The 23,320-nt window shown below is 65.0% G+C and carries 21 protein-coding genes; 8 read left to right on the top strand and 13 right to left on the bottom strand.

Features of this window, described 5'->3' with window-relative positions; all coding sequences use genetic code 11:
* Nucleotides 1-20 precede the first annotated feature (20 nt).
* Nucleotides 21-779 (bottom strand): 30S ribosomal protein S2, encoded by a 759-nt coding sequence (rpsB, locus tag M2337_RS10065; RefSeq protein WP_181559454.1) that lies wholly within the window; start codon nt 777-779, stop codon nt 21-23.
* A gap of 210 nt (nt 780-989) precedes the next feature.
* On the opposite strand from rpsB, the gene M2337_RS10060 reads away from it, so the two are divergent.
* Complete coding sequence (locus tag M2337_RS10060; protein WP_264570119.1) at nt 990-1,217, top strand: hypothetical protein; 228 nt, start codon at nt 990-992, stop codon at nt 1,215-1,217.
* Here the strand turns inward: M2337_RS10060 and M2337_RS10055 are convergent.
* Complete coding sequence (locus M2337_RS10055) at nt 1,177-1,959, bottom strand: CDP-alcohol phosphatidyltransferase family protein (RefSeq protein ID WP_264570118.1); 783 nt, start codon at nt 1,957-1,959, stop codon at nt 1,177-1,179. The two genes, M2337_RS10060 and M2337_RS10055, sit on opposite strands and share 41 nt — an antisense overlap.
* Before the next feature lie 58 nt (nt 1,960-2,017).
* The gene (locus M2337_RS10050; protein ID WP_264570117.1) at nt 2,018-2,764 is read right to left on the bottom strand and encodes a phosphatidylserine decarboxylase; all 747 of its coding nucleotides are present in this window, start codon (nt 2,762-2,764) and stop codon (nt 2,018-2,020) included.
* Nucleotides 2,765-2,972: 208 nt separating this feature from the next.
* Between M2337_RS10050 and M2337_RS10045 the strand changes: the two genes are divergently transcribed.
* Nucleotides 2,973-4,193, top strand: coding sequence for an NADP-dependent isocitrate dehydrogenase (locus M2337_RS10045; protein ID WP_264570116.1), 1,221 nt, complete (start codon nt 2,973-2,975; stop codon nt 4,191-4,193).
* 113 nt (nt 4,194-4,306) lie between these two features.
* Nucleotides 4,307-6,091 (top strand): cation:proton antiporter, encoded by a 1,785-nt coding sequence (locus M2337_RS10040; RefSeq protein WP_264570115.1) that lies wholly within the window; start codon nt 4,307-4,309, stop codon nt 6,089-6,091.
* 13 nt (nt 6,092-6,104) lie between these two features.
* Here the strand turns inward: M2337_RS10040 and M2337_RS10035 are convergent, their stop codons facing one another.
* From M2337_RS10035 to dapA, 9 genes are all read right to left on the bottom strand, one after another.
* Complete coding sequence (locus tag M2337_RS10035) at nt 6,105-6,503, bottom strand: cupin domain-containing protein (RefSeq protein WP_264570114.1); 399 nt, start codon at nt 6,501-6,503, stop codon at nt 6,105-6,107.
* 64 nt (nt 6,504-6,567) lie between these two features.
* Nucleotides 6,568-9,222, bottom strand: a complete 2,655-nt coding sequence (gene alaS / locus M2337_RS10030) for an alanine--tRNA ligase (protein ID WP_264570113.1) — start codon at nt 9,220-9,222, stop codon at nt 6,568-6,570.
* Between the two features lie 188 nt (nt 9,223-9,410).
* Nucleotides 9,411-10,490, bottom strand: a complete 1,080-nt coding sequence (gene recA / locus M2337_RS10025) for a recombinase RecA (protein ID WP_181559446.1) — start codon at nt 10,488-10,490, stop codon at nt 9,411-9,413.
* A gap of 108 nt (nt 10,491-10,598) precedes the next feature.
* Nucleotides 10,599-12,773: a glycosyltransferase gene (locus M2337_RS10020; protein ID WP_264570112.1), complete on the bottom strand. Its 2,175-nt coding sequence runs from the start codon at nt 12,771-12,773 to the stop codon at nt 10,599-10,601.
* Nucleotides 12,774-12,778: 5 nt separating this feature from the next.
* The gene (locus tag M2337_RS10015) at nt 12,779-13,960 is read right to left on the bottom strand and encodes an HlyD family efflux transporter periplasmic adaptor subunit (RefSeq protein ID WP_181559444.1); all 1,182 of its coding nucleotides are present in this window, start codon (nt 13,958-13,960) and stop codon (nt 12,779-12,781) included.
* A 108-nt stretch (nt 13,961-14,068) separates the two neighbouring features.
* Nucleotides 14,069-16,510: a response regulator gene (locus M2337_RS10010; RefSeq protein ID WP_413716194.1), complete on the bottom strand. Its 2,442-nt coding sequence runs from the start codon at nt 16,508-16,510 to the stop codon at nt 14,069-14,071.
* Nucleotides 16,507-17,115, bottom strand: coding sequence for a DUF2062 domain-containing protein (locus M2337_RS10005; RefSeq protein ID WP_181559443.1), 609 nt, complete (start codon nt 17,113-17,115; stop codon nt 16,507-16,509). Before M2337_RS10005 ends, M2337_RS10010 begins: the two co-directional genes overlap by 4 nt.
* Nucleotides 17,115-17,597 (bottom strand): SsrA-binding protein SmpB, encoded by a 483-nt coding sequence (gene smpB, locus M2337_RS10000; RefSeq protein WP_264570111.1) that lies wholly within the window; start codon nt 17,595-17,597, stop codon nt 17,115-17,117. Before smpB ends, M2337_RS10005 begins: the two co-directional genes overlap by 1 nt.
* A gap of 46 nt (nt 17,598-17,643) precedes the next feature.
* Nucleotides 17,644-18,522 carry a 4-hydroxy-tetrahydrodipicolinate synthase gene (dapA, locus tag M2337_RS09995; RefSeq protein ID WP_264570110.1) on the bottom strand — a complete coding sequence of 293 codons (879 nt, stop codon included), beginning with the start codon at nt 18,520-18,522 and terminating at the stop codon, nt 17,644-17,646.
* A 147-nt stretch (nt 18,523-18,669) separates the two neighbouring features.
* On the opposite strand from dapA, the gene M2337_RS09990 reads away from it, so the two are divergent.
* From M2337_RS09990 to M2337_RS09970, 5 genes are read left to right on the top strand one after another with little or no spacing between them, the layout of a single operon-like run.
* Nucleotides 18,670-20,622, top strand: coding sequence for a lytic transglycosylase domain-containing protein (locus tag M2337_RS09990; RefSeq protein WP_264570109.1), 1,953 nt, complete (start codon nt 18,670-18,672; stop codon nt 20,620-20,622).
* A gap of 54 nt (nt 20,623-20,676) precedes the next feature.
* Entirely contained in the window at nt 20,677-20,859 is a 183-nt protein-coding gene (locus M2337_RS09985) for a hypothetical protein (protein ID WP_264570108.1), read from the top strand.
* Nucleotides 20,856-21,344, top strand: coding sequence for a transcription elongation factor GreB (gene greB, locus M2337_RS09980; RefSeq protein WP_181559438.1), 489 nt, complete (start codon nt 20,856-20,858; stop codon nt 21,342-21,344). Before M2337_RS09985 ends, greB begins: the two co-directional genes overlap by 4 nt.
* Nucleotides 21,341-21,988, top strand: a complete 648-nt coding sequence (locus M2337_RS09975; RefSeq protein ID WP_264570107.1) for a hypothetical protein — start codon at nt 21,341-21,343, stop codon at nt 21,986-21,988. The genes greB and M2337_RS09975 overlap by 4 nt, the downstream gene beginning before the upstream one ends.
* 9 nt (nt 21,989-21,997) lie before the next feature.
* Nucleotides 21,998-22,495 (top strand): N-acetyltransferase, encoded by a 498-nt coding sequence (locus M2337_RS09970; protein ID WP_319799431.1) that lies wholly within the window; start codon nt 21,998-22,000, stop codon nt 22,493-22,495.
* 5 nt (nt 22,496-22,500) lie between these two features.
* On the opposite strand, the gene M2337_RS09965 is transcribed toward M2337_RS09970, so the two are convergent.
* Nucleotides 22,501-23,286 (bottom strand): polyphosphate kinase 2 family protein, encoded by a 786-nt coding sequence (locus M2337_RS09965; RefSeq protein ID WP_264570106.1) that lies wholly within the window; start codon nt 23,284-23,286, stop codon nt 22,501-22,503.
* Nucleotides 23,287-23,320 lie beyond the last annotated feature (34 nt).

Genomic DNA, 23,320 nt, shown 5'->3' with positions numbered 1-23,320 from the left:
CGTGCGTTTGACGGCGCCGATCAGGCCTGCGCGAGCGCTTCCTCAGCCGGCGGCTCGTCCATGGCGCCAAGGTCCATGCCGGATGCCGCTGCGGCGTTCTGGTTGCCGCGCGTGGCAGCCTGGGCCAGAGCCTCGCAGTAGAGACGGATGGCACGGCTGGCGTCGTCATTGGCCGGAACCGGGAAAGCGATGCCCGACGGATCGACGTTCGAGTCGAGAACCGCGACCACCGGAATACCCAGCGTGTTGGCTTCCTTGATCGCCAGCTCTTCCTTGTTGACGTCGATGACGAACATCACGTCCGGAATGCCGCCCATGTCGCGGATGCCGCCGAGTGACAGCTCGAGCTTGTCGCGCTCGCGCGTCATCTGGAGCACTTCCTTCTTGGTGAGGCCGTGGGTGTCACCCGACAGCTTCTCCTCAAGCGTCTTGAGACGCTTGATCGAGCCGGAAATGGTCTTCCAGTTGGTGAGCATGCCGCCCAGCCAGCGGTGATTGACGAAGTGCTGACCCGAACGACGGGCGGCCTCGGCAATCGGCTCCTGCGCCTGGCGCTTGGTGCCGACGAACAGCACCTTGCCGCCAGCGGCGACCGTCGCGGACACGAAGTCCAGCGCGCGGGCGAAGAGGGGAACTGTCTGCGAGAGATCGAGAATGTGGATGCCGTTCCGCTCGCCGAAGATGTACGGCTTCATGCGGGGATTCCAGCGGTGCGTCTGGTGGCCGAAGTGCGCGCCGGCCTCGATCAATTGGTGCAGGGTGACGACGGGTGCCGCCATAATATATCTCCTTCCGGTTGAGCCTCTGGGATTCAGTGACCGCGAAGCGGCACCGGTATGTGGCGAATCCCATGTGGGTTAGACGCGCGCCCTTAGACCAAGCCCGACAGGAGCACAAGCCTGCACATCACGCTTGACAGGCGGCGAGAACAGGAACAAATAGTGAACATCAAGCCATGGCGATGCTGTGGACACAGGAAAGGGACGACGATGTTCTATATTCTGGGATGTGCCTTGTTTGCGGTTGCGGCGACTTTGGCAGCGACGATCATGGTCCATGAACTGCGGCTGCGCCATGGCGCAATGATGCGCGCGCTGCGCACGCTGGATCTGGAAGGCTGGACGCCCGAGCGCGCCGGGCAGCGGCAGACGGCACAGCCCGTCGCCGCGACGGGCCTCAGCCTTGCGATAGCGATGCAGCCACGAGCCGCCGCTTGACCCGAGCGTAGCTGACCAGTCCGATCGGCAGGAGCGTGATGTACGCCAGCGACAGCAGAAGCAGGGCGTGCCACGGCGCAACCATCAGGCTCGCGGCGAAGATGCCGGCCAGTAGAATGGCGAACAGGCGCCAGGCCGGCGGCACGCGCAGCCCCTTCCAGCCCAGCGTCGGCAGGCTGGAGATCATCAGGAAGGCCGAAATGACGATCCATGGGGCGACAAGCCGCCAGTCGCGGAACACGTCCAGTCCGGTGATGAACCAGGCATAGAGCGGCAGCAGGGCAATGCCGGCGCCCGCCGGTGCGGGCACGCCGGTGAGGAAGCCGGCAGCCTTGCGCGGCTGATCGATCACATCGAGGCTGGCATTGAAGCGCGCGAGGCGAAGCGCGCAGCTGAGCGCCAGCACCAGCGCGACGATCCAGCCAAAGCGCGGCATGGACTGCAGCGACCAGAGATAGACGAGAAGCGCTGGCGAGACGCCGAAGGCAATCGCATCCGAGAGCGAATCGAGTTCCGCGCCGAAGCGACTGTCCGCCCGCAGCAGGCGCGCGACACGTCCGTCGACCCCATCGAGCACGCCGGCAAAGATGATCGCCGCGACGGCAAGCTGCCATTCACCGGAAATGCCATAGCGAATGGCGGTGAGACCAAAGCAGAGCGCCATCGCCGTAATGGCGTTCGGTGCAACCTGACGCAGCGTGATGCCGCGGCTCATCCGGGCGATGGGACGCGGTCGCGCCATTATATCAAATCCGAAACAGGCGCGGGGCCGCCAATGGGCGCGCCAAGCGAGCAAGGCCTCATTGCAGCACAGCCGTGGCGGACTGGTTCTCGCCCAGATGCGCCAGGATCGTTTCGCCGGCGACGGTATGCGTGCCAAGCGCGACCTGCGGCGCCGTGCCGGCAGGGAGATAGACGTCCACGCGGCTGCCGAAGCGGATCAACCCGACGCGCTGGCCTGCCGCGACGATATCGCCGCGCTTGACGAAAGGAACGATCCGCCGCGCGACCAGCCCAGCGATCTGCGTGAAGCCCACCCGCACGCCATCGCTGCGCTCGACCAGAATGTGCTGGCGCTCATTGTCTTCGCTGGCCTTGTCCAGGTCCGCATTGACGAACTTGCCACTGATATAGACGACATCCTTGATGGTGCCGCTGATCGGGGTGCGATTGATGTGGACGTCGAACACGCTCATGAAGATAGAAACCCGTGTCATGGGTTCGGTTCCAAGCTTGTCTGGTCCGAGCATCTCCGGCGGGGGCGGAACGACCTGAATCAGGGTCACCAGCCCATCCGCCGGCGCGATGATTGCGCGCTCGTCCTGCGGCACGGCGCGGATGGGATCGCGGAAGAAGGCGAACACCCAAAGCGTCACGCCGACCATCAGCCAGGCCAGGATCGACCAGCCCATCAAGGCAAAAATGAGGGTAATCGCAGCGGCAATCGCCCCAAAGCGCCGCCCCTCCGGGTGAACCGATGGGAAACTCCACTTGACGCTTGTCCGTGAAGGCGCGACCGGCTGCGTGCCCGAAAATTCTGTTGTCATGGGCTCTGTTTAGGGTGAGCCGCCGCCCGGCACAATCCCCGCCGGCCCAAACAGGCCTGCCACGCGGCATAAATCGCCCGACATCAGCCTCTCATGCGTGGCCAGGGCAGTTGATCATCGCCGCGACCTTCCCTAGAGGCATGCTGAAAGGCCCTGCCGCGCGCGGTCGCGGCGGCCCCAGCGACATCGAACAGGGAACATGGCACGCATGAGCAAGATCAAGGTGAAAAATCCGATCGTCGAGATCGACGGCGATGAGATGACCCGGATCATCTGGGAATGGATCCGCGAGCGGCTCATCAAGCCTTATGTCGACGTCGACCTTCACTATTATGATCTGAGCGTCGAAGAGCGTGACCGCACCAACGACCAGATCACCATCGATTCCGCCGAGGCAATCAAGAAGTACGGCGTCGGCGTGAAGTGCGCCACGATCACGCCGGATGAGGCGCGCGTCGAGGAGTTCAACCTCAAGCAGATGTGGAAGTCGCCGAACGGCACGATCCGCAACATTCTGGGCGGCGTCGTGTTCCGCGAGCCAATCGTCATCAAGAACGTGCCCCGCCTGGTGCCGGGCTGGACCGACCCGATCGTGATCGGCCGTCATGCCTTTGGCGATCAGTATCGCGCCACCGACTTCCTCGTGCCCGGCCCCGGCAAGCTGCGTCTGGTGTTCGAAGGCGACGATGGCAAGGTGATTGACCGCGAAGTCTTCCAGTTCCCCGGCTCGGGCGTAGCCATGTCGATGTACAATCTCGACCAGTCGATCATCGATTTCGCCCGCGCATCCATGAACTATGCGCTCGACCGCAAGTGGCCGTTATACCTCTCCACCAAGAACACGATCATCAAGGCGTATGACGGTCGCTTCAAGGATCTGTTCCAGGACGTTTTCGACCGTGAATTCAAGGACAAGTACGCGGCTGCTGGCATCGAATATCAGCACCGCCTGATCGACGACATGGTCGCGGCCGCACTCAAGTGGAGCGGCAAGTTCGTGTGGGCGTGCAAGAACTATGACGGCGACGTTCAGTCGGACACCGTGGCGCAGGGCTTCGGCTCGCTCGGCCTGATGACCTCCGTCCTGATGTCGCCCGACGGCAAGACGGTCGAGGCCGAAGCCGCGCACGGCACCGTGACCCGTCACTATCGCCAGCACCAGCAGGGCAAGGCGACCTCGACCAACCCGATCGCCTCGATCTTCGCGTGGACCGGCGGCCTCAAGTTCCGCGGCAAGTTCGACGAGACGCCGGACGTCGTCCGCTTTGCCGAGACGCTGGAGCGCGTCTGCGTGCAGACGGTGGAAAATGGTGAAATGACCAAGGACCTCGCGATCCTTATCGGGCCGAATCAGGCCTGGATGACCACCGAGCAGTTCTTCGAGGCGATCCGCCGGAACCTCGAAGCTGAAATGAGCAACTGGTCCTAAAGACCTGAAGGGGGCGCTTCGATGGGGTCAACCACGCTCGAAGCGCCCTCCTCCCTCCCTGCGGCACGCCCGCACCCTGGCCTCCCGCCCACTCGCCCGAGCGGACTGATCCGATGATCCACGGCACGTTCGGCAGCCAGACCTTCAACGAGGCGCTGGTCATTCTCGGCGCGGCAGGCCTCGTGATCCCCGCCTTCGCGCGCTTCCGCATCAGCCCGATCATCGGCTTCATCCTCGTCGGGCTGCTGGTCGGCCCCTTCGGTCTCGGCCGGTTCGTCAGCGCCTATCCGGCGCTCGCCCATGTTACGATTTCGCGGGAATCGGCGATCACCGCCTTTGCCGAACTCGGCATCGTCATGCTGCTTTTCTCTATCGGCCTGGAACTGTCGTTCAAACGCCTGTGGTCGATGCGCAAATTCGTCTTCGGCATCGGTGCGGCGGAACTGCTCGGCAGCGCCACGCTGATCGGTGGCGGGATGCTGCTGCTCGGTAGCAGCCTGTATGCCGCCATCGGCCTGGGCCTTGCCCTCTCCCTCTCCTCGACGGCGCTCGTCATGCCGATCGCCGGCACCCATTCGGCGGTTGGCAAATCCGCGTTCGGCATGTTGCTCTTTGAGGATCTGGCACTCGTGCCCATCGTCTTCGCGCTTGGTGCCATGGCGCCCAATGTTGCGGACGATGGTTGGGAAAATCTTGCCACCGTCCTGTTGACCGGGGGTCTCGCCGTGCTCGCCTTGCTGATCGGGGGGCGGTTCATGCTGCCGCGGCTGTTCGCACAGGCGGCGCGCGCCAAGCGGCCCGAGGTCTTTCTAGCGGCAAGCCTGCTCGTGGTGATGGTCTCCAGCCTGCTCACCACAGCGGCAGGCCTCTCGCCCATCGTCGGCGCGCTGGTCGCGGGCATCCTGATCGCGGAAACCGACTATCACGGCCAAGTCGAGGGCATGACCGAGCCGTTCAAGGGCTTGGCGCTGGGCGTCTTCCTGATCACCGTGGGCATGGCGATCGATCCCGTGGCTCTGGTCGCGCAATGGGATGGGTTGCTGCTCGCGATCACCGGCGTCGTGCTGGCCAAGGTGGCGGTGACCAGCCTGCTGCTGCGGCTTGCGGGCGCGCGGCGCGGGGTGGCGCTGGAAACCGGTATCCTGATGGGCAGCCCGTCGGAAACGACGCTCATCGTGCTGGCGAGCGCCGTGACGGCCAATCTCATCAGCCCCGGAACGGCGGCGTTCTGGCAAATGGCCACCGCCATCGGCCTTACGCTCACGCCCATCCTCGCCAAATTCGGGCATCGCATGGCCCGGCGGGTCGAGCGGGATGCGCTGGAGCCGGATAGCACCGACACTGACGACAATGCGCGCGCCGCCATCATCCTCGGCTTCGGCCGCGTCGGCCGCACTGTTGCCGATCTCCTGCGCGTGCATGAGGTGCCCTATGTGGCAGTGGAGAATGATATCGATATTGTCGCGCAGGCCCGGGCGGAGGGCTACACCGTCCAGTTCGGCGATGTGTCGCGCCCGGACACGCTCGATCGCCTGAGACTCGGGCGCGCGCAGGCGCTCATCATCACCATGGACGACCCGGTGCTGGCGATGCGCGTCACCAATCGCGTGCGGGGCTGGCTGGACGATCTGCCGATCATCGTGCGGGCACGGGACACCACCCACGCCGCGCAACTCTATCGGGCCGGCGCAAGCGACGCTGTGCCGGAGACGCTGGAAAGCTCACTGCATCTCGCCGAGACCGCGCTGGTGGACCTCGGCCTGCCCATGGGGCCCGTGATCGCGTCCGTGCACCAAAAGCGCGAAGACCTGCAGAATGAGATCAAGGCGGCGGCGGAACTCGACGTCGCGCCGCGGCTGCGGAGTCGACGGCTGGGGGAAGCGAACGGTCCCGCCTGAACGCAGGCCGCCGCTAGCGCGGCTCGTGCTCGGTTCCGCTGCCCGGGGTGATGAACAGCAGTTCCACCTCTCCGGCAGCATCCGCAGTGTGCCAGACATTGGCGGGGTTGATCGCATAGTCGCCGGCGGAGAGCGCAACATGGGTTTCCGTCCCATCCTCGCCGCGCTGCCGCAGCGTCACGGCACCGGCGATGCAATACACGATTTCGTCGCCGAGCGGATGCCGCTCCCACATCGACCAATTGCTGCTGAAACGATAGGCGCTGACCAGGCAGCCATCTGCGCCATCGCCGCCATGGCGTGCGTCATAGGCGGCATACCATGCCGGATCGGAGGTCATGGCCGGCTGTGCCACGGCCTTGCCGCCCCGCGCGAGGTGGATGGGATATGTAATGAGCGACTTCGGCGTCATGGATCGTTTCCCACACAGGAGCCGGCCGGACCGAGAGGTCTGCCCTCCCCCGTTCAGCGCCCCGTTAGCCCTGCGCGATGCGCGCCTTGATCGCCTCGATCGCCGCCGGGGCAGCCGAACCGTCCGAGCCGCCACCCTGCGCCATATCCGGGCGACCGCCGCCGCCCTGCCCGCCCAGCGCAGCCACGCCGAGACGAACCAGATCGACAGCGCTGAACGTGCCGGTCAGATCGTCTGTCACGCCGGCCGCGATGCTCGCGCGCCCGTCATTCACCGCGATGACGACGGCGATGCCGCTGGCAAGCCGGCCCTTGGCGTCATCCACCAGGCCGCGCAGCCCCTTGGGGTCGAGCCCATCGAATTGCTGGGCGAGAACCTTGTAGCCATTGACGATCTCGGGCGCAGCCTCAGCCGAAGCGCCGCCGCCCGATGCGCCGGCCAGTGCGAGCGCCTTCTTGGCTTCGGCCAGCTCGCGCTCCAGCTTGCGGCTCTGCTCGGCCAGCGCGGCCACGCGGGCCGTCGCATCCTCGGGCGTCGTCCGCAAGGTCGTGGCGATGGCGCGCAATTGCTCGTCGCGTTGCGTGAGCCACAGGCGCGCGGCCTCCCCGGTCAGCGCCTCGATCCGGCGGACACCACTGGCAACCGCGCTTTCGCCCACGATCTTGAAGAGCGCGATGTCGCCCAGCGCGCGCACGTGAGTGCCGCCGCACAGCTCGACCGAATAGGTGCCCTCGTCGCCCGTGCCCATGGAGAGCACGCGCACTTCGTCGCCATATTTCTCGCCGAACAGCGCCATGGCGCCGGCGGCAATCGCATCGTCCGGCGACATGAGGCGCGTGCTGACCTCGGCATTGCCGCGAATTTGCGCGTTCACATCGGCCTCGACCCGCGCGATCTGCGCCGGCGTGAGCGCCTCGGGATGCGAGAAGTCGAAGCGCAGCCGGTCTTCCGCGACGAGGCTGCCCTTCTGGGTCACATGCGGGCCGAGCGTCTTGCGGAGCGCGGCGTGCAACAGGTGGGTGGCGCTGTGATTGGCGCGCACGCGCGCGCGGCGGGCGGCATCGACCTCCATGTGGACGATATCGCCAATGGCGATTCGCCCGGCATCGATGCTCGCCTGATGGGCGTGAAGACGGCCCAGGGGCTTGGCGGTGTCCGAGACAGTCGCGGACAGCCCATCTGACTTGCTGATCCGACCGGTATCGCCTGCCTGGCCGCCGCTCTCACCATAAAAGGGCGTCTGATTGGTGACGATGGTCACGCTCTCGCCAGCCTGCGCCTGCTCGACACGGGCGCCATCCCTGACCAGCGCGACGACGCGACCCTCACCGGCTTCGCTCAGATAGCCTGTAAACTCGGTCGATCCTTCGCTCTCGGCGATATCGAACCAGACGTCTTCTGATGCCTTCTGCCCCGAACCCTTCCACGCAGCGCGCGCGGCGGCCTTTTGGGCAGCCATGGCCGCGTCGAAGCCGGAGCGGTCGACGGTGAGGCCCTGGGCGCGCAGCGCGTCTTCGGTCAGATCGTAAGGGAAGCCGTAGGTGTCATAGAGCTTGAACGCTGTGTCACCGGGCAGCGTCGCACCTGTCGGCAAGCCGGCCACGGCTTCGTCCAGCAGCTTGAGCCCCTTGTCGAGCGTCTGCCGGAACCGAGTTTCCTCGCGCAGCAGTGTTTCCTCAATCAGCGGTTGGGCGCGGATCAATTCCGGGAAGGCCGCGCCCATTTCCGCGCTGAGACCGCCAACCAGGCGGTGCATCAGCGGCTCGGCGGCGCCCAGCAGATGCGCATGACGCATGGCGCGGCGCATGATCCGCCGCAGCACATAACCGCGCCCCTCATTGGCCGGCAGCACGCCATCGGCAATCAGGAAGCCCGCCGAACGCAAATGGTCGGCAATGACGCGGTGGCTGGCGGCCTGCTCGCCTTTTGCCGACGTCTTGGTCAGCGTGGCGGACAGATCGATCAGAGCCCGGAACTGGTCGGTATCGAAGACGCTATGCACGCCCTGAATGACCGTAGCCGCGCGTTCGAGGCCCATGCCGGTGTCGATGGAGGGACGCGGCAAATCGCCGACGATTTCGCCGCCCAGCTGCTCGAACTGCATGAAGACGAGATTCCAGATCTCGACGAACCGATCGCCATCTTCATCGGGCGAACCCGGAGGCCCACCGGGCACATCCGGACCATGATCGTAGAAGATCTCGGAACAGGGGCCGCATGGGCCATCATCGCCCATCGACCAGAAATTGTCTTTGGTCGCGATGCGGATGATGCGCTCGTCCGGAAGGCCGATCTTCTTCCAGTAACCAAAAGCCTCGTCATCGGTGTGATAGACCGTGACCAGCAGCCGATCCTTGGGCAGGCCGAGTTCGCGCGTGACGAACGTCCACGCCAACTCGATGGCGCGTTCCTTGAAATAATCGCCGAACGAGAAATTGCCGAGCATCTCGAAGAAGGTGAGGTGCCGCGCGGTGTAGCCGACATTATCGAGATCGTTGTGCTTGCCGCCCGCCCGCACGCATTTCTGAGACGAGGTCGCCGTCTTGTAGGGGCGGCTCTCAAGTCCCGTGAACACATTCTTGAACGGCACCATGCCGGCGTTCACGAACATGAGCGTGGGATCGTTATTGGGCACGAGCGGCGCGGAAGGCACGATCTCATGACCATTGGCCCCGAAATAATCGAGGAACGCGCGGCGGATATCGTTGGTCGACGTCATGGACGAGCGATTAGGGGAAGCCGCAGCCGCCGACAAGCGGTGAGTGAACGGAAAATCGCGACCAAAATCCGATCGCCAGTCGCAAGCGCAGCTTCACGATCGCTCGAACTGCACAGCGCGTCCCTCATGCGACGCCACCGCAGACGACGACCTGACCGCGTTTGTGCACGATCAGGTTCCCAAAAAGATCAATCCTCGCTTGCCTCGTCACTGTCCGGCCCGGTCATCATGCCCTCGGCCACAGCCTCAGTGCGCGCGCGGATGGTGCGCTCCAGCTTGTCCATCATCTCGGGATTTTCACGCAGGAAGTTCTTGGCGTTCTCACGTCCCTGCCCGATCCGGACGGAATCATAGGAGAACCACGCGCCCGACTTCTCGACCACGCCGGCCTTGACGCCAAGGTCCAAAATCTCGCCGACCTTGGAAATGCCTTCGCCATACATGATGTCGAACTCGACCTGCTTGAACGGCGGCGCGACCTTGTTCTTGACCACCTTCACGCGCGTGGCGTTGCCGACGATATCGTCACGATCCTTGATCTGACCGGTCCGGCGAATGTCGAGGCGGACAGAGGCGTAGAACTTCAAGGCATTACCGCCCGTGGTCGTCTCCGGATTGCCGTACATCACGCCGATCTTCATGCGCAGCTGGTTGATGAAGATCACCATGCAGCGCGAGCGGCTGATCGAGCCGGTCAGTTTGCGCAGCGATTGCGACATGAGGCGCGCCTGCAGGCCGACATGGCTATCGCCCATCTCACCCTCGATCTCGGCGCGAGGCACCAGCGCCGCGACCGAATCGACGACCAGCACGTCGATGGCGTTGGAGCGCACCAGCGTATCGGTGATCTCCAGGGCCTGCTCGCCGGTATCCGGCTGCGAGACGATCAACTCATCGATGTTCACGCCCAGCTTGCGAGCATAGACCGGATCGAGCGCATGTTCGGCGTCGATAAAGGCCGCCGTGCCGCCCGTCTTCTGCGCCTCGGCGATCACATGGAGCGCCAGCGTGGTCTTGCCCGAGCTTTCCGGGCCATAGACCTCGATCACGCGACCGCGCGGCAGGCCGCCGACGCCAAGCGCGATATCAAGGCCCAGGCTGCCGGTGGAAATCGCCTCGACCTGCATCGCCTCCTTGGAGCCCAGCTTCATCGCCGAGCCCTTGCCGAAGGCGCGATCGATCTGCGCCAGTGCTGCTTCGAGTGCTTTCTGCCGTTCCATGGTTCCCACGTTCTTCTCGCCGTCGATAAGCTTCAAGCTCGCCGTCATGTGCCTGCTCCCCATGGAAGTCAAATCCTCGTGAACCGAAAGTCACAAGAGCCATGTATCCTATTTGTTCTTATGGAACAAGAGGGGAACGAAATTTAAGAACGCAGGTCAGGCGAACCGGCGCGGACCTTCCGCCGGGACCGGCACGACCGCAACCTTGGCAGCGGCGAGGGAAGCCCCCTCCTCCGCCGTCAGCAGTACCGGACCGCGCAAATCCGGCCGCTTGCCGGGCACGATGCAGCGCGTGGCGGCGCTGAGTTTCTCGACCGGCACCTCCGGAGCTTCCGGCGCGGATGCGACCTGGGCGCGGATGCTGAGGTCTGCCGACCAGAGCCGCCGAACGATCGCGCCGGCCACGGCCAGCGCCGAGGGACGTTGCGCATTCACGTTCATACCGTTGGTGAACAGCGAGACGATCAGCCGGTCGCGGATTTCCTCGGAATGAAAATCGAACAGGATGCCGATCCGGCGCGCCGAATAGCGCACCTCGCCGCGCAATATTCCGACATCCGGCAGCACGATCTGCACCCTTTCACCCACCGCGAAACCGCTCGGCGCATCGAGATGCAGGCCGATGCCCGAGATGGAGATATCCCCCCTTGAGGCGCTGAGCATCTGCCCGTTGTCGCCGATCAGCGTCACCGTCTGGCGCAGGTCGAAGCGCTCCTCGCCGCGCACACGCGGCTTCTCCAGGCACATCATCGCCACCAGCAGCAGCATCACCATGTTGAACGCCAGCCAGAAGGCCACGACCGGCAGCAGGCCATCCTGCGTGACAATGCGATAATCGGGCAGCATGTTGATGGCGAGGCTGGCCAGACTCGCCGCCATGAGGGTGAGCGACGCGAACAGCACATAATCGCCCGGCCCGCGCTTGCCGCCCTTGGAGCCGGAGCCCTTGGGCGTCACCTTGAAGGTCAGCCCCTTCGGCGCGATCAGCGTCTTGAGCGCGGCAGGCAGGATGCGGAAGGTCTGGAAAACGGACAGGATCTGCGCCGCGAGCGGATAATAGCGGCCCGGGGCCAGCATGCTGATGCCACCGAGCAGCGCGACGATCATCGGCAGAAGGAAGAAGATAATGCCCGGCAAATCGACTCCGACCATCGGCGCCAGATTGAACAGCGCGAACAGAATCGGCGCGAGGATTGTGAAGACCGATTGCAGGCCCTGCGTCACCCACGCGGAGGGAAGGAACAGCAGCCGATAGCGGAGCTTCAGCGTGCCCCCCAGCGGGCCATGGTTGAGATAGAGAATCTGGATCGCGCCCTGCGCCCAGCGCTGGCGCTGGACGAAGAAGGCAGCGGTGCTCTCCGGCGCGAGGCCATAAGCCAGCGGCTCGTTGAGATAGCGCGTGATGTACCCCTTGCGCAGGCTGGCGAGGGTCAGCAGCATATCCTCGGTGATCGAGCCCTCGGGCAGGCCGCCGCCGATCTCGTCGAAGATCGCCCGGCGCGTCACCGAGTTGGAGCCGCAGCAGAAGGAGGCATCCCAGCCATCGCGGCCCGGCATGATCGCCTCGAAGAAGAAGCGTTGATCATCCGGCATAGCCTGCTGCAGGCCAAGATTGGTCTGCATGGGATCGTGATTGTAGAAGCTGTGCGGAATCTGGACGATTCCGATCTTCTCATTCTCGAAAAAGCCCATGGTACGGATGAGGAAATCGCGCTGAGGCACGAAGTCGGCATCGAACACGGCGACGAACGGCGCATTCGTCTGGGTGAGGCCATGGTTGATATTGCCAGCCTTGGCGCCCTTGTTGTCAGGCCGGGTGATGTACCCGGCGCCCTTGGCGAGGCACATATCCTGCACCCAGGGACGCCGCCCGTCATCCAGCACCCAGACGCGCGCCTCCGGCCAATCCATCGCGAGGCAGCCGAGAATCGTCTTCTCTAGCACCTCGCGCGGTTCATTATAGGTCGCGATGAAGACGTCCACGGGGGGCAGAAGATCGGCGTTCTCCGCCCATAAAGCCCGCAGGCGGGCTTCCCCCGCATCGGCTTCAGCCGAGCGGTCCGTCGGGCGCGAGAGAATCGCCAGAAGAATGCCGGCGTCGAACAGCGCCAGCACCTCCACGATCAGGCAGGAGACCGGCCACCAAAGCTCGCTGAAGCTGCCGCCCCAGGGGATCGTATAGAAAATCCGCCAGTGCAGATAATTGACGATAGCCGCGGCAATCGTCGCCACGATGCCAACGCGCGACGGCCATAGCCCGCCAAATATGACGAAGGCGCCCAGCACCAGCGCCAGCGAGGCCCAGGGCGCCGTGAAAGCGACGTCGGTCATAGGGCTTAGAGGCTGCGGCTGAACCGCACCTCGGCCAGACGCCCCACATCGCATTTGCGCGCGGCATCGGCCTTGGCCGGCACCTGCTCGGGCAGCGCAACATCGACGATGATCTCGCGCGCTTCCGGCAGGGAATAGGTCGATGCGGCGAGCAGGCCTTCCTGCCGGCGACCGGCGGCGCCGGTGATCGCGATGACCCGGCCCTTCATCCACTCGCTCGCGCCAATCATGCGGATGTTCGCGGGCGAGCCGGCGTGGATCACCTCCGCCTTGCGCTCGGGCAAGGCCACCTGCACGAAGCGTCGGCGGCAATCGACCAGATCGACAACCGGCTCACCGGCTCGAATGGAGGTGCCGGAACTGGCGGTGGTCGCCCAGACCAGCGTGCCAGCCGGGGCCACATAATTGGCGCGAGCCTGCGCATCCTTCAGCCGAAGCTGCGTCTGGGTATATTCGGCATTGGCGTCGGTGAGCATCTTTTCGATGGTCTGGCGCTGGAGCACCACCCGGTCGGCCTGCTGCACGGCATAGGGCGCGTCATTATAGCTGTCGCCCAGGAACACCCCGGCGCGCGCGGCGTTGCGGGCAATGCCGATGGACTGGATCTTGGCCCCAAGGCCGCTGCACTCGCTGTCCTTCGCGGCGAGCAAGGCGCTGGCCTTTTCCACGCCGGAGGCAGACATGAAGCCCTGCTCGGAGAGCTGGCGCGCGCGGGCGAGACTGGCGCGAAGCTCCGTCCGCTCGGCCTGGCAACCGGACAAAGCAGCGCCAGCGGCAGATTGATCCTCGGAGAGGCGCGCCGTCGTGGCGTTGGAGAACACCGTGGCCCGGCGCCCCAGCCGGACCTCCTGCGCGGTCAGCTCCCCGAGCTGGCGCTTGGCGAGATCGATCTGCGCGAGGGCAATTTCGGCCCGGGCCTTGAGTTCCGCGACCTCGCCGGTGTCCTGCGAGAGATCGAGCAGATGCACGGGCGTCGGCTTCATGAAATACTGGCCATCGGCGGGCAGCGCCGCCACTGTTCCGTCCGCCGCCGCGGTCAGGCGGATGATCGGCGCGTTCACCGCCGCCTGCGTCGACACATCGTTGAACACATAAGGCGCAAAGCCGATAGCACCCGTGCTCAGCAAGGCCACCGCCAGCGCAATGCGCGTGCTGCGCGCCCGCAGGATCGTTTCAACGCGACTCATGAATACCATCACCCCTGAAAGATACCGGGCGTCTGCCCGGCGCCCACGGAGCGGGACTAGCAGTGGCGTGGTTACGATATCGTTAGCCGAAGGACGGCTAAGGCCGTGTTATGCGCGGGCGGTCGCATCATCCTGCGGATCGCCCTGGCGGGCGCTCGCCAGCACATCGCGCGCGGCCTCGGCGAGTTGGGAGACCGAGAAGGGCTTGGGCAGGAAAGCCACATTCTCGATGTCGATGGACTTGCGAAGCTGCTCCTCGGCATAGCCGGACATGAACAGCACCGGGATGTCAGGATGGCTCTCCCGGACATGGCGGACCATGGTCGGGCCATCCATCCCCGGCATCACCACGTCGGAAATCAGCAGATCGATTCGCTCTGCTTCGGCAAGCCGCGCCAGACCCTGCTCGCCATCGGAGGCGGTGACGACGGTGTAACCCTGCCGGGCCAGCGCACGCTCGGCCACGTTGCGCACCATGTCCTCATCCTCGACCAGCAGGATGGTGCCGGTGCCCCATGTCTCGCTGACCGCCGCCTTGCGCGGGGCCACGGGGGACGACATGCCTTCCGAGGCGACCGCGTGCACCGGCAGATAGATGTTGAACGTGGTGCCGTGCCCCACGGTCGAATCGGAGAAGATGAACCCGTTGGACTGCTTGACGATGCCGTAGACGGTCGAGAGCCCGAGCCCGGTGCCCTTGCCGACCGACTTCGTGGTGAAGAAGGGCTCGAAAATCTTGCCCAGCACCTCGGGCGGGATGCCGGTGCCGGTGTCCGAGATGCTGAGGCCCGTATAGTCGCCGATGGGCATGATCTCGTTCTTCATCTCGCGCACATCGGCGGCAGAGACGGGGAAGGTGCGGACGGTCACCGTGCCGCCCTCCGGCATCGCATCGCGCGCGTTCACCACCAGATTAACGATGACCTGCTCGAGCTGGCCGGGGTCGGCACGAACATGGCCGAGATTGCGGCCGTGGAAGACCTCCAGCCGGATATTCTCGCCGAGCAGCCGCTTGAGCAGGCTGGAGACCTCGGACACGACATCGGGCAATTGCAGCACTTGCGGACGCAAAGTCTGCTGGCGCGAGAAGGCGAGAAGCTGGCGCGTCAGCGAGGCTGCGCGGTTGGAATTGGCCTTGACCTGCTGGATGTCGTCATAGTCGCTATCGCCGGGCGTGTGGCGCATCAACATCAGATCACAATGGCCGATGATCGCGGTCAGGATATTGTTGAAATCATGCGCCACGCCGCCGGCAAGCTGGCCGACCGCCTGCATCTTGGTCTGCTGGGCGACCTGACGCTTGAGGCGCGATTCCTCGCTATTGTCCTTGAGGCTCAGCAGCACGGCGGCCTCGCCCAGCCCCCTCACCCCGGCAAGGCTCAGGGACACCGGCTCGTCCGGCGCACCGAGCAGGCCGACCTGCATATCGCCGGACATTTGCGGGCCATTGGCAAAGCGGCGGATGGTGTCGGCCACGGCGGCGCGATCCTCCACCACCACGATATCGCCCGGATAGCTCGGCTTTTCGCCGGGAGGGATGCCGGCAGCGCGACCGAAAGCCTTGTTGAAGAACAGCAGCCGCCCTTCCCGGTCGGCCATGCCGAGGCCGAAGGGCAGCAGCGAGAGCAGGGCTTCGACATAAGCGAGGCTGGAAATGCCCTCCACCGCCGAGACGCTCTCATCCACCATGACCAGCACGATCTGGCCGGAGGGGTCGTCCGGGCGCAGCGGCACCTGGATCATGCGGATCGGCACCGCCTGCTTTTCTTCCTGCGCGAAGTAGATGCGGCCCTCGGCGTCAACGCGCATATAGCCGGCGAAGTCGCGACCTTCGATGATGCTGTCCGCACGCCCAGTCGCGCGCAGGATGAAGGCGGGATTGGCCGCGCGGATGCGCCCTTCCCCACCGATCATCACGCACATCACGCCGGAATCGGACAGGCGCTCGCCCGCCTCGCCCGCCATGATGCGGCCGAAATCATCGACGATGCTGGCCTGCTGAACGCTCTCGAACCGCCAGAGCAGATAGTCATCCGCCCGCCCGGTGCGCGTCACCTGCAGATCGAGATGGAGGCTGCCGCGCAATATGCCGCGCACGGTGATTTCGCCCTCGCGCCAGGCCGCCTGCCCGGCTTGCGCCACGCGGTTCAGATCGCTCGGGGAAATGTCGATCTCGGCGGGCGCGGGATAGCCACCGAACCAGTCGCCATAATGATCATTGGCGCACACCATGCGGCCCGTCCGGTCGGTCAGGGCGATGGCGCAGCCGGCTGCATTTGCCGCCGCGCGGATCAGCGTCCAGTCCGGGTCCGCAGGGAGAGCCGGCACGACCGGCGCGAGGCTGCGCTGCGTCACCCAGAGTAGCGCGGACACCGCGAGCACGGACGCCCCGAACACGGCGCCCACGGCTGGATCGCCGAACAGCCATAACAGCGGCGCGCCCGCCAGCAGCGCGACCAGAGCGACGAGCAGCAGCAGGGGGAAGCGCGGTTGATTTGCCGTCAGATTGAGCAAATCGCCATTGCGCGCATTCGCTCCCCCATCGCTCACGAAATCTGCCCTCCCAGCGGCAAAATCCCGTCGCCTCCGGTCTCAGTGCTTTCGGAGCGGCCCGCCTGACGCCCGCGCCACTTCCGCCCGATGCGGCTCTTCCACAGCCAGGAGGAGACGAAATAGCCGATTGCGGCCGAGACGACCGACACGACGAACAGGCCGAACAGCAGCACCGGTGCTGTCGATGACAGCAGCCAGGCCGTCCATTCCGCCAGCCCAGCCTCGTGATGAATGAGCGCCATCACCTGACTGACATCGCCGGAGCGCCCCAACATGGTCGCGCCGACATAATAGGATGCAGCGAGGATGAAAGGCGTCGTCGCGGGATTGGACAGGAAGGTCATCGCAGCGGCCAGCGGCACATTCGCGCGGAACGGCAGCGCCAGCAGCGCCGCGCCGGCAATCTGCAGCCCGGGGATCAGCAGGAAGATGCCGACGAGCAAGCCCAACGCCACGCCGCGCGGCACGGACCTGCGGGTGAAGCGCCACAGCTCGGGGGCCAGCACGCGATGCGCCACCGGCTTGACGAACCGGTTTTCCGCCAGACTCTCCCGGCTGGGCATGGACGCGCGGAAAGCCTTGATCAGCCGGCGCTTGGGCATCAGCCCCGCTCCCGCATGATGCGGCCCTGTTCGCGCTTCCAGTCGCGCTCCTTGGCGGTTTCCCGCTTGTCGCGGACGTTCTTGCCCTTGGCCAGCGCCAGCTCGACCTTGGCCTTGCCGCGCTCGTTGAAATAGACGCTCAACGGCACCAGCGTCATGCCCTGCCGGGCGACGGCGCCGTGCAGCTTGGCAATCTCCCGCTCGCGCAGCAGCAGCTTGCGGGGGCGCTTGGGCTCATGATTGAAGCGGTTGCCGTGGCTGAACTCGGGGATGTTGCTGTTGATCAGCCAGATCTCGTCGTCCTTCACCTCGGCATAGCTCTCGGTGATCGAGCCATCGCCAAAGCGCAGCGATTTGACCTCGGTCCCGCGCAGCATGATGCCCGCTTCGTAAACGTCCTCAATCGCGTAATCGAAACGGGCGCGCCGGTTCTCGGCCACGGTCTTGACCTTGTTGAATGTCGCAGGGCGCGGGCGAGCCATCGGAATCTTTCTGTAATGAGCGCCAGATTTAGGCGATGTGACCGGCCTAAACCAGCCCCGCGATCTCAAGAGCGCGGTCTACCGTCGCACGCGAGGCACCTGATGGCCATGTTATCGGCAGCCGCAGCTCGCACGGCATCTCCGGTCGCACCCGCGACAGCGCATATTTGATGGGCCCCGGTGAAGAATCGGTGAAGAGCGCATCGTGAAGCGGATAGAGCCGGTCCTGCAGCGCCAGCGCGTCCTTCCAGCGATCCTCAAGGCAGGCATTCTGGAAATCGGCGCACAGACGCGGCGCGACATTGGCCGTGACCGAGATGCAGCCCCGGCCACCCATGGCGTTGAACGCCAGCGCCGTTTCGTCATTGCCGGACAGCTGGCACCAGTCCGCCCCGCAGGCGAGGCGCTGGGCGGTCACCCGGCCGATATTCCCGGTCGCATCCTTAAGGCCCACGATGCTCGGAAATTCCTCGACCAGCCGGTGCAACACCGGCACGCCGATATCCACGATGGAGCGGCCCGGAATATTGTAGAGTACGATGGGCAGATCGCAGCGCGACGCCAGATAGGCGAAATGCTGGTACAGCCCCTCCTGGCTCGGCTTGTTGTAATAGGGCGCGACGACCAGCGCGGCATCGGCGCCGGCGGCCTGCGCGGCGAACATATGTTCCAGCGCGATCCGGGTGTCGTTGGACCCGGCCCCGGCAATAACCGGCACGCGCCCGGCGGCCTGCTCGACGCAGATCCGCACGACGCGATTATGCTCCTCGATGGTCATCGTGGCGCTTTCACCGGTCGTTCCGCACGGCACGAGGGCGCTCGATCCCTCCTCGATTTGCCAGTCCACGAAGCTGCGGAATGCGTCCTCATCCAGCTTGTCATTACGGAACGGGGTGATCAGTGCCGGAATCGAGCCGGAAAACATATGAAAAAACTCCTTCAAAGCGCGCGCTCGGACAGGCATAGTGGGGCAAATGCACGCGCCCGTTCACCGTTCGATCATCGAGGCTCTGCCATAATGCTTCCCATGGGAAAAGACCTTCGCTTATCTGCTATCGTTCTTGTTGCGGCCATGGCCTCGGCAGCGACGACCGCTTCGTCCTCGCAAAGCACGCCGACCGTCACCTGGCAGGCCGTTCAGGAGCGCCTCGCCGCTGGTGCCAATGACGAAGCGCGCACCCGCGACGCGATTGAAAACTGGCGCCGCATTGCGTCGAGCGACAGCCACGATTTCTCGGTCTACGCCAACTTCCTGCTCGCGAATCCCGGCTGGCCCGAGGAATCCAAACTGCGCTCCTATGCCGAGCGGCGTGTGGATGCGGACGTCAACGAGCCGTCGGTCATTCTCGCCTTCTTCGCCAAATATCCCGCACGCTCCGCCCAGGCCAAGGCCATTCATGCGCTGACGCTGGCGCGGATGGGCAAGCAAAGCGAGGCGCAGAAAATGGCGCGGGACGCTTGGGCGTCTGGCGCCATGGACGCCAAATGGGAGGACCGGCTGCGGATGCAGTTCGCATCCGCCCTCACACCGGAAGATCATTTGTGGCGCGCGGATTCAGCTTTGTGGCAACGCCGCCCGGAGATCGCCGAACGCCTGCTCGCCTCCGTGCCGGTGACCCGTCAGGCCGTTGTTGCCGCGCGGATCGCCTTCCAGCGCAAATTGCCCGATGCCGCTGCCCTCATGGGTCCGGCCGATCCGGTCGGGATGCTGGACGCCGGCTATCTCGCCGACAAGGCACGCTGGCTGACCGATAGCGGCAACAGCGCCGCCGCTCGCAGCCTGCTCGGCAACCGCACGGCGCTGATGCAACGCCCGACCGACCCGGAAAAATGGTATGAGGTGCTGCTGGCGCAGGCCCGCGCCGCGAACACGGACAATCAGTTCAGCACCGCCTTCGCTATCGCTTCCAAGGTCGACGATGCCTTCCCCCGCGGGACGGACATCAGTGCGCAGTCGCTGGGCGTGCGCGATGATTATACCAGCCTCACATGGCTGGCGGGCATGATCGCGCTCAACAAGCTGAACCGCCCCGTCGACGCCGAAGCGATGTTCGATCGCTATGCCAATGGCGCCAAATCGGGCCAGACCAGCTCCAAGGGCCATTATTGGGCCGGGCGCGCTGCGCTGGCCGCGGGCCGGCAGGCGCAGGCGACCGCGCATTTCGAAAAGGCCGGGAGCTATCCCGATCAATATTATGGCCAGCTCGCCCTCGAGCGTCTCAAACGCCGCGTCAATCCCGATGCGCTCGCCAGTGCCGTGCGCCCCAGCGCCAGTGAGCGCGCCGCATTCATGGCGCGACCGGTCGTGCGCGCTGCCAGCCTGCTCGGGCGCAACGGCCAGACGCGCGACCAGTCACTGTTCATCCGCGCAATCGCCGACAATGCGCAGACGGACACGGAGTTGGCCCTCGCCGGCGAACTGGCGCAAGTCCTCGGCCGCCCGGATCTGGGCGTCATGGCCGCACGCAGCGCCGGCCGCAATGGTCTGAGTGCCGCGCCGGACTACAGCTTCCCCCGCATGAATGTGCCGCTGAGCGACCGCTCCAATTGGACGATGATCCACGCGATCACCCGGCAGGAAAGCCAGTTCGACCGGGCCATCGTGTCCCACGCCAATGCGCATGGACTGATGCAGCTGCTGCCCTCTACCGCGCGCGAAGTCGCGGGCAAGATCGGCATGAGCTTCAACCAGAGCTCGCTCTACGACCCGAACTATAACGTGCAGCTTGGCAGTGCCTACTTCCAGCAGCTGCTGCGCTACTACAACGGCAGCTACCCGCTCGCCATCGCCGCCTATAATGGCGGCATGGGCCGGGTGAACCGCTGGCTGCAATCCAATGGCGACCCACGGCTGCCCGGGGTGGACATGGTCCAGTGGATCGAGGACATTCCCATTTTCGAAACGCGCAATTATGTGCAGCGTGTGCTGGAGAATGCAGTGATCTATGACATGCTGAGCCCCGTGCAGAGCACCGCCGACTTGGCGCCGCTCAGCCGGTTCCTGGGCAAGTCCTTGCCCGGCTGAGGACCGTCCGCATCCAGCTAATCCGACCTTTCGACCCAGAACAGAATAGAGACCATGACTGAAAGAGAGACGAGTTCCGCGCCCGCATCGACGTCCATTTCCGGACCTGCCGACGCCGCCGAGACCGACGAGAAGCGCGGGACCAAGGCCTTCTGGGCCGGCGTCGGCATCGGATCGGCGGCGCTCGCTGCAGCCCTGATGTATGCCAGCAAGCGGCCGAAACGCCGGGGCAAATGAGCGCGCTGCCTCGGCCGAACTACATCACGCCGGGCGGTTTTGCCGCGCTGCGCGCCGAATATGACCAGCTTCTCGGGGAAGAACGGCCCAAGATCGTGGAGATCGTCAGCTGGGCCGCCGGCAATGGCGATCGCAGCGAGAATGGCGACTATCTCTATGGCCGCAAGCGGATGCGGGAGATCGACCGACGCCTGAAATGGCTGGCGCAGCGGATGAAGCTCGCCAAGATCGTCGAACCCGCGCAGCAGCCGGACAAGAGCCGCATCTTCTTCGGCGCGACGGTCACGCTCGCCGATGAGGAGGACAATCAGCGCAGTGTTACCATCGTCGGCAATGACGAGGCGGATGCCGGCGCCGCTCGGATCGGCTGGGATACGCCGCTGGCGCGCGCCCTGAGAGGAGCTGCCGTGGGCGACCTGCGCCGCGTCGACCTGCCGGGCGGCAGCAAGGAATGGGAAATCCTCGCCATCAGCTATCCGCAATGATCGCGCGGACGGCCTTGCTGGGGATTGCGCTGCTGGCCGGCACTGCGCCGGCGATGGCCGAAGACTGCCCGACCGGGCTGTTCATGGCCGATGCCGGGCCGGATGCAGCCTCAGCACTGGAGATCGCCCCGGATGGTCGCTTCCGCTACATGTTCACCGCAGGCGCTGTCGATGAATCGGCCGCCGGTCGCTGGGAATGCGCGGACGACGGCACCCTGCGCCTCACCACCGAGCCGACCCCCAAGCCGGCAGCCTTTGCGCTCGCCGATGTAGCTAGCAACGGAAACGAGCCGTTCACCCTGCTGGTCACCTGGCCCAACGGAGCGGGCGTACCCGCCGTCGATTTTGAGCTCACCCTCGATGATGGCGACACCATCGCCGACTACACCCAAAGCGACGGCTGGACCGGCGATTTAGGCAAACGCCGTCCGCGCTCGATTCAGGTCTCCGAAGTGTTTTTCGGCACCAAATCCGAGGTGATCCCGCTGCCCGCGCAGGAGCATCTTCGCGTCCACATCATCCTCACCCCCAATGACATGGGCGTTGCCGCTTTCCGCGATGCGCTGGTGACTCGCGAGGACGACGGGCTGGTTCTCCACTGGCGCGACGGCACGATGCGCTACGCCCCTGCCGCACGGGATTGAGCGCCCCGCATGATGAACATCCGCCCCGCCTCGGCCGCCGACTGGCCGGGCATCTGGACCGTTTTCGAGCCGGTCATCCGCGAGGGCGCGACCTTTCCCCTCGCCCGTGATCTGGATGAAGCGGGTGCCCACGCCTACTGGACCGCGCCGGACAAGCAGGTGTTCGTCGCGACATCCGACACCGGCATCGTCGGCAGCTACACCTTGCGCGCAAATTCGACCGGCCCGGCCGCCCATGTCGCCAATGCCGGATATATCGTCCGGCCCGATCAGCGCGGGCAAGGCATTGCGCAGGCGCTGTGCCGCCACTCGCTGCAAACGGCTCGCGCGCTGGGCTTTCGCGCAATGCAGTTTAATCTGGTGATTTCCACGAACGTCCGCGCCGTGCGCCTATGGCAGCATATGGGATTTAGCGTGGTCGGGGCGCTTCCCGGCGCGTTCCACCATCCGGTTCACGGTTATGTCGATGCGCTCGTCATGTACCGCAGCCTCATGGATCAGGCCTGAGCCGCTCACTCCTCCGGCTGATAGCCGAACGCCTCATGCGCCAGTTTCACGACGGCGGGGTCGGCGTCGGGCATCTCCATCGAGACATGCTTTTCCAGCCGGTCGGCGATGCAGGTAAGCGCCGCGATCCGCGCAGCTTTGCGATCATTGCCGTCGATCACCTGCCAGGGCGCCTGCTTGGTGTCGGTCTTGGCGAACATGTCCTTGATGGCATCGAGATAATCGGCCCGCTTGTCGCGATTGCGATAATCCTCCGTACCCGTCTTCCAGCGCTTGAAGGGATCGTCCAGCCGCTGGGCAAGCTGCTTGTCCTGCTCCTTCTGCGTGATGTGGACGAACAGCTTCACGATTGCGGTGCCGCTGTCGATCTGCTGGGCCTCGAACGCATTGATCTCGTCATAGCCGCGCTTCCACTCGGCTTTTGTGCAGAAGCCCTCCACCCGCTCGACCAGCACGCGCCCGTACCAGCTCCGGTCGAAGATCGCGATGTGCTTGTCCGCGGGCAGCTTGGTCCAGAAGCGCCATAGGAAATGGCGCCCAAGTTCGTCCGGCGTCGGCGCCCCGATGGGCCAGACGTGGAAATAGCGCGGATCGAGCAGCGACGTCATTCGCTTGATGATGCCGCCCTTCCCGGCGGCATCCCATCCTTCCAGCATCACCACGCTGCGGCGCTTGTGGATGATGTGGGCGACCTGGATCTTCTCCAGCCGCTTCTGGAGCTTGAGCAGCGCCTTGTCGAAGTCGCCGTCGAAATCGGCGCCCTTCTCATAATCGGAGAGCTTGATGGTCATGGCCGCACCCTATCGTGCGGCCAGCCATTGTCGA

Source organism: Sphingobium sp. B2D3A (assembly GCF_025961795.1).
Classification (GTDB): domain Bacteria; phylum Pseudomonadota; class Alphaproteobacteria; order Sphingomonadales; family Sphingomonadaceae; genus Sphingobium.
This window is presented reverse-complemented; position numbering and strand designations above follow the sequence as displayed.

Bases quoted from the DNA above. Each gene is read 5' to 3' on its own strand.
- M2337_RS10060 (WP_264570119.1), top strand. From the start codon at position 990: ATGTTCTATATTCTGGGATGTGCCTTGTTTGCGGTTGCGGCGACTTTG.
- M2337_RS09975 (WP_264570107.1), top strand. From the start codon at position 21,341: ATGATCGCGCGGACGGCCTTGCTGGGGATTGCGCTGCTGGCCGGCACT.
- M2337_RS10055 (WP_264570118.1), bottom strand. From the start codon at position 1,959: ATGGCGCGACCGCGTCCCATCGCCCGGATGAGCCGCGGCATCACGCTG.
- M2337_RS09990 (WP_264570109.1), top strand. From the start codon at position 18,670: ATGGCCTCGGCAGCGACGACCGCTTCGTCCTCGCAAAGCACGCCGACC.
- M2337_RS10050 (WP_264570117.1), bottom strand. From the start codon at position 2,764: ATGACAACAGAATTTTCGGGCACGCAGCCGGTCGCGCCTTCACGGACA.
- M2337_RS10045 (WP_264570116.1), top strand. From the start codon at position 2,973: ATGAGCAAGATCAAGGTGAAAAATCCGATCGTCGAGATCGACGGCGAT.
- M2337_RS09965 (WP_264570106.1), bottom strand. From the start codon at position 23,286: ATGACCATCAAGCTCTCCGATTATGAGAAGGGCGCCGATTTCGACGGC.
- M2337_RS10035 (WP_264570114.1), bottom strand. From the start codon at position 6,503: ATGACGCCGAAGTCGCTCATTACATATCCCATCCACCTCGCGCGGGGC.
- smpB (WP_264570111.1), bottom strand. From the start codon at position 17,597: ATGGCTCGCCCGCGCCCTGCGACATTCAACAAGGTCAAGACCGTGGCC.
- M2337_RS10005 (WP_181559443.1), bottom strand. From the start codon at position 17,115: ATGCCCAAGCGCCGGCTGATCAAGGCTTTCCGCGCGTCCATGCCCAGC.
- M2337_RS10040 (WP_264570115.1), top strand. From the start codon at position 4,307: ATGATCCACGGCACGTTCGGCAGCCAGACCTTCAACGAGGCGCTGGTC.
- greB (WP_181559438.1), top strand. From the start codon at position 20,856: ATGAGCGCGCTGCCTCGGCCGAACTACATCACGCCGGGCGGTTTTGCC.
- alaS (WP_264570113.1), bottom strand. From the start codon at position 9,222: ATGACGTCGACCAACGATATCCGCCGCGCGTTCCTCGATTATTTCGGG.
- dapA (WP_264570110.1), bottom strand. From the start codon at position 18,522: ATGTTTTCCGGCTCGATTCCGGCACTGATCACCCCGTTCCGTAATGAC.
- M2337_RS09970 (WP_319799431.1), top strand. From the start codon at position 21,998: ATGATGAACATCCGCCCCGCCTCGGCCGCCGACTGGCCGGGCATCTGG.
- M2337_RS10015 (WP_181559444.1), bottom strand. From the start codon at position 13,960: ATGAGTCGCGTTGAAACGATCCTGCGGGCGCGCAGCACGCGCATTGCG.
- M2337_RS09985 (WP_264570108.1), top strand. From the start codon at position 20,677: ATGACTGAAAGAGAGACGAGTTCCGCGCCCGCATCGACGTCCATTTCC.
- M2337_RS10020 (WP_264570112.1), bottom strand. From the start codon at position 12,773: ATGACCGACGTCGCTTTCACGGCGCCCTGGGCCTCGCTGGCGCTGGTG.
- recA (WP_181559446.1), bottom strand. From the start codon at position 10,490: ATGACGGCGAGCTTGAAGCTTATCGACGGCGAGAAGAACGTGGGAACC.
- rpsB (WP_181559454.1), bottom strand. From the start codon at position 779: ATGGCGGCACCCGTCGTCACCCTGCACCAATTGATCGAGGCCGGCGCG.